Origin of the sequence: Psychrobacter sp. PL19, assembly GCF_017875835.1 — a bacterium.
Taxonomy (GTDB): Bacteria; Pseudomonadota; Gammaproteobacteria; order Pseudomonadales; family Moraxellaceae; genus Psychrobacter.
This window is the reverse complement of sequence record NZ_JAGING010000001.1, coordinates 2286540-2295153: the sequence shown is the minus strand read 5'-3', so window position 1 is coordinate 2295153 and position 8614 is coordinate 2286540. Positions and strand designations below refer to the sequence as shown.

Below are 8614 nucleotides of genomic sequence, written 5' to 3'. Positions count from 1 at the left end.
AACCATCATTTATATAAAACTATCTATCTGCTTCTAGACTGCCAGTGGCTGTTTTACTTATCGTTAGTTGCTTCTGATAACGAGGTAATAGGGGTAATAGGATAATCAGATTCGATCGCTGGCGTATTCTTGATATCGCTAGCGTTTGGTTTGGGTGTTTGATGCTGTTGTATTTGGCTTTGATTACGTTTTTTGACCTCGTCAATGAGCTTAGCCAATTGCTCATTATTTTTATCAATCTCTGCATCTAGCTGTTGATATTGTTTGGTCTGCTTAAGCCTGTATTCAGGCGGGCTCTGTTGATTGTTGATATCTGAGTCTGTAAACCCTGCTGCATCATCGTTGGCAGTAAGCTTCATTGGTTGATTTGGTGAATCATAGATATTACTTCCTTGTGTTGTATCCTCAATGATAGAGCTTTGTTTTTGATCTATAGCAGCATTTTTATTGACCAAATTATTATTGGCATCAGTCGTTTTTTTATTGTTTTGCAGGCTACTAGCTTGCGGGGTAGTGTCCTTTATGTTGTCCTTCACTGCTGCTGTCTCAGACGATGCTCGCTGGTCTTTTGTTATTACAGAGGTTGTTGATATTAGAGAAGCACCGTCGATAGGTGACGACCCTAATATTGATGACGGTTTATCTTTAAAAACGGTAAAATAGATAACGAGCGCAATTACAACGTGGAGCAACACTGCCAGAACAATAGCAATTATTGACCTGTTTTTTGGTCTTCTTGTTTGAGTAGGTAGTGGTGAGGGTTTAATCATCGTTTTTATGATCCATAAGCCAAAAACAAGTGTTTAGTAGTCTATCAGTATAAAATATTTACGTGATGATATTAATTATAGACATCAATGTTCTGGTCTGCGAGTATTAAGTCATTTAAATAAGAGGCTTGATCTATAGCAGGGATGACAGACACATTCAAAAATATTCTGAATATGCAACACGGTCCAATTTAGTTACGCTATTTTCATACTATATGTCGTAGCGCTTGATTTTTTATTTGCTTAAAGCAGGACTGAGCCAAACCTCATGAACATTTATCAGCATGACCCGTCGATAAAAATATTGCCTAAAAAAAGTTATATCATAAAAAAAACATGGCATAGACTATGCTTGAGCGTGCTGTTTATGACGATGTCGGGCGCAGCATTTGCCAATGCTGATACTTATATGAGTTCGCTGATTAATCAGGCAATCCAGAGCCACCCTCTGGTCGGTGCTGCACGCGCGGAACAACAAGCGACCACTGTAAGTATACGTGCCGCTAAGCTCAATATGCTGCCGGCTCCCACCATATCGTCAGGTTACGATCGTAATGATGGCATGGTGTCGCAGCTACAGATTAGACAGTCGTTATGGACTGGTGGCAAGTTGACTGCGAATGTGAATCAAGCGATTTTTGATGACAAAGCAGCGATAGAGTACGTCTACGAGCAACAAAACCAAGTGGCCAAAACGACAATTGAAGCGTGGCAAAGTTATATTGCCGCTTTATCTAAACAGCGTGTCTATTACGACAATTTGCAGTTACTCGCAGAGTTTGAGGCGATGATGCAGCGTCGTGTCAGTCAAGGAGTCTCAGCACGTATCGAGATGGATTTGATTACTAATCGTATCCTACAAGAGCAAAATTCTTACCAAGGAGCGGTTGAGCAGCAGCGTATTGCTATTGCACGCTTGGAGCAAATTACTGGTCGTAGACTCTCAGCAGCTGAGTTGCCCGCACCAAACTTAAGTGAGCTTGTTGGGCGTGCCAAAGGTTACTCACAAGATTTTGAGCGGATGGCATTTGACCAGGCCAGTTTTTACAATCCTACTGTCGTAAAAGAGCATTATAGAGTTGAAGCTGCTAAGCAAGGGGTCAAATCATTGCAGTCATCACGTTATCCCTCCGTGTATGCGCAATACGGATATGACTATTATCATGATGACAAAAATAATAGTAATGATGATGGCAAGTTCTCAGTGGGTCTTAGCTATGATCCAGGGGCAGGACTGTCTAATCTGGCGCTGGCTCAGGCGTCAGAGTCGCGAGTGAATAGTCTTGAGCAATCAAAAGAAGCATCAAGACGACTGGTTCTTGAAACCATACAAACTCAATATCAGCAGTTCGCTAGTGCTAAAGATCAAGAGCGTTCATTAATTGCCGCAGTCGCAGGTGCTCAAATTGTGGTTAGCTCTTATCGCCGTCAGTTCATTGCAGGGCGCAAGTCTTGGCTTGAAGTTCTTAACGCGGTGCGTGAACACTCTCAATATCAGATACAGCTGGTTGAGACCCAATCCTCTATTATCGCCAGCTTTTATAAGCTACAAGTCGACTTTGGTATGATGTCGTGGCAACAGTTCGATCAAAGTCGTCAGCCACAGCCATTATATCACCCGCTAGATCCTATCAAAAACTGGTTTAACCGTCGAGATATCGCCTGGCAGCCGACGAATGAAGTGGCTATTCAGCCTATTGTTATGAAAAGAGATGATATAAATACGTATCCTATTAATGATCCTATCAACGATACTGTCGGTTATGCGAACACTAGTGAGGCTAAAGCAAGGTTGCTAACAGATACCCCCTGATTTTGTATCAATACGCCCTAAATAACACTATTTTTATTACATTTTTCGATCATTGACTACCTGCTAATCATAATCAGTCGGATACATTTATCATGAGTACACCTGTTAACGCTTCGAATGACCAGACATCTGACAGTGAGCTGATAGCAAACCCTACTTCGCAACTATTATTGTCTGCAGAAAATGAGCAGATAGATGAGCCAGCGGTTCAGCTGGCTGCAGCGCTACGTACCTTACTGACTGAGCAAGGATATCCTGTTGATAATACGCGCTTGCATGGCGTGATTCATCAGCAGCAAGATTTACGGACGCTGGCAGGTATCATTAATGTGCTTAGTCAGTTGGGTATTGATCAATTACCCGAAGCGTTACCGACACCTGATGCTGCATTTTTACCACTATTGGCTTTGCATCACACACAGGGTTGGGGTGTCATTAATCAACAAACCCCCCAAGGACTATGGCAATTTAGTCAGCTTAAGAAGACTAGTGCTTATCCCAGTGATGCATTTTTACAGTTGTTACGTATTCGCTTAGGGAATGAACCAAGTAAGCGTAGGCAGTTCTCCTTTGATCAATTACTTAAAAAGGATTTAAAAAACTATCGCGGTATCGTTGTTGAGGCGGTAGTGGCGTCATTCTTGATTAACATGTTAGCACTAGCAGTGTCGTTGTTTTCGATGCAGGTCTATGATCGGGTGATACCTACTCGTAGCGAGTACACCTTAATTATTTTGGCAAGCGGTGTAGGGCTAGTCATTTTATTTGAAACTTTTATGAAATTTGCCCGCTCAAAGATTATGGATAAAGTAGTCGTTAATCTTGATCAATATTTATCTCGTGAAGTATTCCAGCGTTTGCTAAGTGTGCGCATTGATCAAATGCCAGGATCGGTTGGTTCGATGGCAGCGCAGCTACGTGGTTATGAGCAAGTACGTAGTTTTTACACGGCCAGTACACTGTTCGGTTTAGTTGATATTCCAATGGCTATCATTTTTGTATCATTGATTATTGTTATTGGTAATCCCTTAGTGGCTTTAGTACCGATAGTTGCAGCGGTTATAGCCATTATATTAGGGTTCAGTGCGCGAAGAAAAATCGATAGTATCGCTGCAGTTGGGGCAGCAGCGTCTTATCGTAAAACAGGTATACTTGTGGAGACTGTAGAAGGCGTTGAAACCATTAAGGCAGGATCAGGTAACTGGAAGTTCTTATCACGCTGGCTTGATGTGATGAATATCACTACCAAGAATGATTTGGATATGAAGCATGCTAATGACAATTTGAGCTATCTGTCACAAATGATTCAACAGACCAGTTATGTGGGCATTGTGATTGTTGGTTCATTTGTAGTGATGTCAGGTGATATGACGATGGGCGGCTTAATTGCGTGTTCGATTCTAGGTGGTCGTATTTTAGCGCCGGTGATGAGTATTCCTAGTTTATTAATACAGCATTCACATGCCAAAGCCGCCAAGCTTAATATTGAACAGTTATTTTCATTGAAACAAGACAATCATGGTGTCAGTCATCCCTTATCTCCTAGCAAAATCGCTGGTAATTTTAATTTAGATAAAGTTACTTTTAATTATCAAAATAATGACCAGCCGGCATTAGCAATCAATAGTTTGAATATAACAGCTGGTGAGCGTATTGCAGTACTGGGTCCTATTGGCTCAGGTAAGTCAACGTTACTAAAAGTCATGTCAGGTCTGTATGCGGCTACTCAAGGTCGGATATTACTAGATGGATTAGACATTCAACAGATTAGCCGTGAGTCTTTGAGTGAGCAAGTTGGCTATCTACAACAAGACCATCGTCTGTTCGAAGGCACACTACGAGAAAACCTACTGATTGGTTTACCAGCTCCCAGTGATGATGTGATGCGCGAGGCTCTTGTGAAGACTGGTCTGATTAAGTTAGTTGCCAGTCATTCTAGTGGTTTAGACCTACCCATTAGTGAAGGTGGTAAAGGGTTGTCAGGAGGTCAAAAACAACTGGTGGCTTTTACCCGTTTGTTACTGACCAAACCTTCTGTACTACTGATGGATGAGCCGACTGCTTCTATGGATAATCGTCAAGAGTTGCAATGTATTGATGTGCTCAACAAGGAGTTTGGGCAAGGGCATACCTTGATAGTTTCCACTCATAAGATGCCACTGCTGCAGCTGGTTGATCGCATCATTATTATGGACAATCAAAAAATTGTAATGGATGGTCCTAAAGCCCAAGTTTTAGAACAATTAAAAGGTAACGAGGGTCAGAAACACACTAATAAAACATCAGTTAAAGTGAGTACACCGACAGTGAAAGTTATTAGTAATAAGACGTCTAATATTGCACTGAAAAGTGATGGTGAAGGCGATAATGTAGGGCAAGATAATGGATAACTACAGGCACAAGTCTCATGATCCTAAAATTGGGCGTACGCGCATTATAATTTGGGGTGCACTGGTCGGGATAATCACACTAATTGTTTGGGCTTATTTTGCCCAAATTGACCAAGTCACGCGAGCGACAGGAACTATTATTGCCAGCGCCCGTACACAAGATATCCAAGCTGTAGAAGGGGGTGTACTGACGGAAATATTAGTCAAAGAAGGTGAGGATGTCACTAAAGGACAGCTGATAGTTGCCTTAGAAGAAGAGCGTGCGCAAGCGGCAGTAGCTAATGCAGGCTCGAAGATAGCAGCGCTTAAAGCCAAGCTTGCGCGCCTAGAGGCCGAGATATTTGAGCGGCCATTGATGTTTCCAGAGGATATCAAAAACTATAGCGAATATATAGAAAACCAAACCCAGCTCTATAACCGTCGCCGGCAAGCGATTGATCAAGATGTCAGTTCACTACAAAATATGAAGGTGTTGGCACAGCAAGAGTTGAGCATGAATGAACCATTACTATCATATGGTGATGTGAGTCAGGCTGACGTGATTAAATTGCGTCGGCAAGTGGCGGAGATCCAAGCCCAAATTACTAACAAGCGTAATAAGTATTTTGAAGAGGCACAATCAGAGATGACCAAGGCGCAAGAGGATTTAGATACTGAACTTGAGCAATTGCGCGATCACTCACAAGTGCTAGAAGAGAAAAAATTGTTTGCACCGACAGATGGTAAGGTAAACAACATCCTAGTGACGACTATCGGCGGAGTAGTTAAGCCTGGTGAGATCATCATGCAGATATTACCAACCAGCAGTGACCTTATCGTTGAGGCTAAGATAAGCCCCGTAGATATCGCTTATGTCAAAGAGCAGCAGGATGCTACCGTCAAGCTTGATGCTTATGATTATTCTATTTTTGGAGCAATGAATGGTACGGTAATATATATAAGTCCAGACACACTAATGGAGCAGACTCCTAAAGGCGAAGAGCCTTATTATCGGGTACAGATAAAAATAATTGGCGCTGAATTTTCTAGACGCCGTGATGAGATTGTCATCAAGCCTGGAATGACTGCCTCAGTCGATATCAAAGCGCAGCAACGTTCAGTATTATCGTATTTGACCAAGCCACTTACTAAAACATTCTCTGAAGGCTTAGGTGAACGTTAGAGCTTTTGGGTACAAGCCTTTATGTCAGCGAGGTAGACACAGTTGGAGAGAAAATCCTAACAATATATGTATCCTAACCAAGTTGCTTACTTAAAGATCTACTTCACATCGTCATGTTGAATTTAGTATGAATGGTAACGCAGCTTGAATCCTAATGGTCACAACTGTAGCAACTCTAGCTAAGGTATCTGTATTATCGTCGAGTTGCTTCTTGTCTGGAATACAGCTCTGATAAATTAGTAGCTATCAGAAGTGCTTATTTGTGAATGTTCAACACGCCAAAATTTTATAAACCTATCAAAGCAACCTGTCAAAAATAGCTGACCTAATACAAAAATGGCCGTACTGAACCAAATCAGTGCGGCCATCAAACTTATGGTTTTTTATAAGTTACTCACAGTAATATTAAACTTATTCTAAGTGATGAACTTCTTGCAAACCGTAAATAGGGGTCTCTATACCCTCCATTCTGGCTTTAAGCTGCAGTGACAAGTATTGTGAATAATGTCGCGACTGATGCAAGTTGCCGCCATGAAACCATAATGCCTGTTGCTGGGTTGGTTTCCACATATTTCTTAACTCACCTTCCCAAGGGCCTGGGTCTTTGGCTGTATCTGAACCCATACCCCAACATTTACCGACTTTATCGGCTACTTCTTGTGAAATTATTTTTGCAGCCCAACCATTCATGGAGCCATATCCAGTGGCATACACAATTAGATCAGCTTCTAGTTCTGTGCCATCAGTTAGCACCACTGAATGAGATTTAATATGATCAATACCTACTTGGGGTTTAAGCTTTATTTTCCCTTCTGCTACCAGTTCAGAAGCACCGACATCGATATAATAACCAGAACCTCGACGTAAATATTTCATAAAGAGACCGGTATGATCTTCACCAAAGTCGAGCATAAAGCCTGCATCGGTTAGTTTCTGATAGAAATCAGCATCTAACTCCGCCACTTTACGGTAAACAGGCTCATGAAACTGCGGCATAACTTTAAAAGGAATAGACCCGAAAGTCAGATCCGCCTTATAGGTGGTAATTCCTTTTTCAACCGCTTCTTCTGAATACAAACCACCTAGTACCTCATCCATCAAGGTATCTGACTTAATAATATGCGTTGATGAGCGTTGTATCATAGTGACGTCTGCGCCATTTTCCCAAAGGGCAGCACAGATATCATGTGCTGAGTTATTAGCACCCAGTACCACACATTTTTTCCCTTGATAAGCCTCACCACCTGGGTGTTGGCTTGAGTGATGCTGCTCTCCGGCAAAATCTTCCCTACCAGGAATTTCAGGAGTGTTTGGTAATCCGGACATACCTGTAGCTATCACCAACTGTTTAGGATGCATTGTTAAACGTTCACCTGCTCTATCAACCTCGACATTCCATTGCTGTAACTCTTCATCAAAAGCCGCGCTGATGCATTCAGTTGATCCCCAATAGTTTAACTCCATAAGCTTAGTGTACATCTCTAACCAATCAGCAACCTTATCTTTTGGGGTAAATACTGGCCAGTTTTCAGGAAAAGGAAGATACGGCATATGGTCGTACCACACAGGATCATGCAAACATAATGACTTATAACGGTTACGCCAAGTGTCACCTGGCTTTGGTTGCTTATCAATGATAATCGTCGGAACTTCAAGTTGTCGTAAACGAGCGCCTAGACCTATACCACCTTGGCCACCACCAATAACTAAGCAATAAGGCTGATCGCTATAACCCAGATTTTTTTCCTCAAATTCACGTTCTTCCAACCAGGTTAAACGATTAGGGTTAACACCATGTTCAGCACCTTTTGGGCGTAATTTTTTACGCTTTTCAGGAAAATCTTTGAGCTCAACCATGGTGGTTAATAATGTCCAAGCTTTGCCATTACGCAGACGTAAGTGACCGTAGCCTTTCGCCACCTTGGTGTTAAAAGTTATCCAAGCTTCTATGACCCCATCATTTTCTACCGCTTGTTCATCAAGCTGCCAGTCATACGGTTCAGTAGTCTCTAAGGTATGCGAAAGCATTTTTTTAATTTCATCTTGCCCCTCTAGCGTTTTTATATTCCAGGTAAAGGAAACTAAATCACGCCAGTATCCTTCGGTTTCGAAATATTCAACTACCTTGTCTATATTTTTTGTACGCAATGATTGATCAAAATCCTGCAGCCAGTTGGTTACTTCTTGGCTTGCGGACAGCTCATTATCTACTTTTTGATAAGTCATGAAATCCCTCTCCTTGGTTGTTTTTATTTGACGCTATTGCCGAACTTCCTGTACAGCAGTAAAAAATGTACTAAACAAGATGCTTTTCGAAGTGAATAAAAAGCAAAACCTGTTGATTCTAATAATTTTTTAAAAAAAGAAAATCAGTAAATATATGAAAAAAAATGACAGTCTTTCCAGACTATAGCTCTTCTAAAGAGATATTGTCAAACTCTGATTTTGAGTCTCTCACCTAGATAAAATTTATTTTAGA

The 8614-nt window shown here is 41.5% G+C and carries 5 protein-coding genes; 3 read left to right on the top strand and 2 right to left on the bottom strand.

What is annotated here, in order from left to right; translation table 11 throughout:
* Positions 1-53: 53 nt before the first annotated feature.
* Entirely contained in the window at positions 54-536 is a 483-nt protein-coding gene (locus H4W00_RS09250) for a hypothetical protein (protein ID WP_209957513.1), read from the bottom strand.
* Between the two features lie 601 nt (positions 537-1137).
* Between H4W00_RS09250 and H4W00_RS09245 the strand changes: the two genes are divergently transcribed.
* The 3 genes from H4W00_RS09245 (at position 1138) to H4W00_RS09235 (ending at position 6135) form a co-directional block, all read left to right on the top strand.
* Positions 1138-2583 (top strand): TolC family protein, encoded by a 1446-nt coding sequence (locus H4W00_RS09245; RefSeq protein WP_209957510.1) that lies wholly within the window; start codon positions 1138-1140, stop codon positions 2581-2583.
* 92 nt (positions 2584-2675) lie between these two features.
* Positions 2676-4973: a type I secretion system permease/ATPase gene (locus H4W00_RS09240; RefSeq protein WP_209957508.1), complete on the top strand. Its 2298-nt coding sequence runs from the start codon at positions 2676-2678 to the stop codon at positions 4971-4973.
* Positions 4966-6135 carry an HlyD family efflux transporter periplasmic adaptor subunit gene (locus H4W00_RS09235; protein WP_209957505.1) on the top strand — a complete coding sequence of 390 codons (1170 nt, stop codon included), beginning with the start codon at positions 4966-4968 and terminating at the stop codon, positions 6133-6135. Before H4W00_RS09240 ends, H4W00_RS09235 begins: the two co-directional genes overlap by 8 nt.
* Before the next feature lie 411 nt (positions 6136-6546).
* On the opposite strand, the gene H4W00_RS09230 is transcribed toward H4W00_RS09235, so the two are convergent.
* On the bottom strand, positions 6547-8361 hold the full coding sequence (locus H4W00_RS09230) for an NAD(P)/FAD-dependent oxidoreductase (RefSeq protein WP_209957503.1): 1815 nt from the start codon (positions 8359-8361) through the stop codon (positions 6547-6549).
* Between the last annotated feature and the right edge of the window lie 253 nt (positions 8362-8614).

What these genes read in the sequence shown, in the direction of transcription:
- H4W00_RS09235 (WP_209957505.1), top strand. Translation starts at nt 4,966, where the DNA reads ATGGATAACTACAGGCACAAGTCTCATGATCCTAAAATTGGGCGTACG.
- H4W00_RS09230 (WP_209957503.1), bottom strand. Translation starts at nt 8,361, where the DNA reads ATGACTTATCAAAAAGTAGATAATGAGCTGTCCGCAAGCCAAGAAGTA.
- H4W00_RS09245 (WP_209957510.1), top strand. Translation starts at nt 1,138, where the DNA reads ATGACGATGTCGGGCGCAGCATTTGCCAATGCTGATACTTATATGAGT.
- H4W00_RS09240 (WP_209957508.1), top strand. Translation starts at nt 2,676, where the DNA reads ATGAGTACACCTGTTAACGCTTCGAATGACCAGACATCTGACAGTGAG.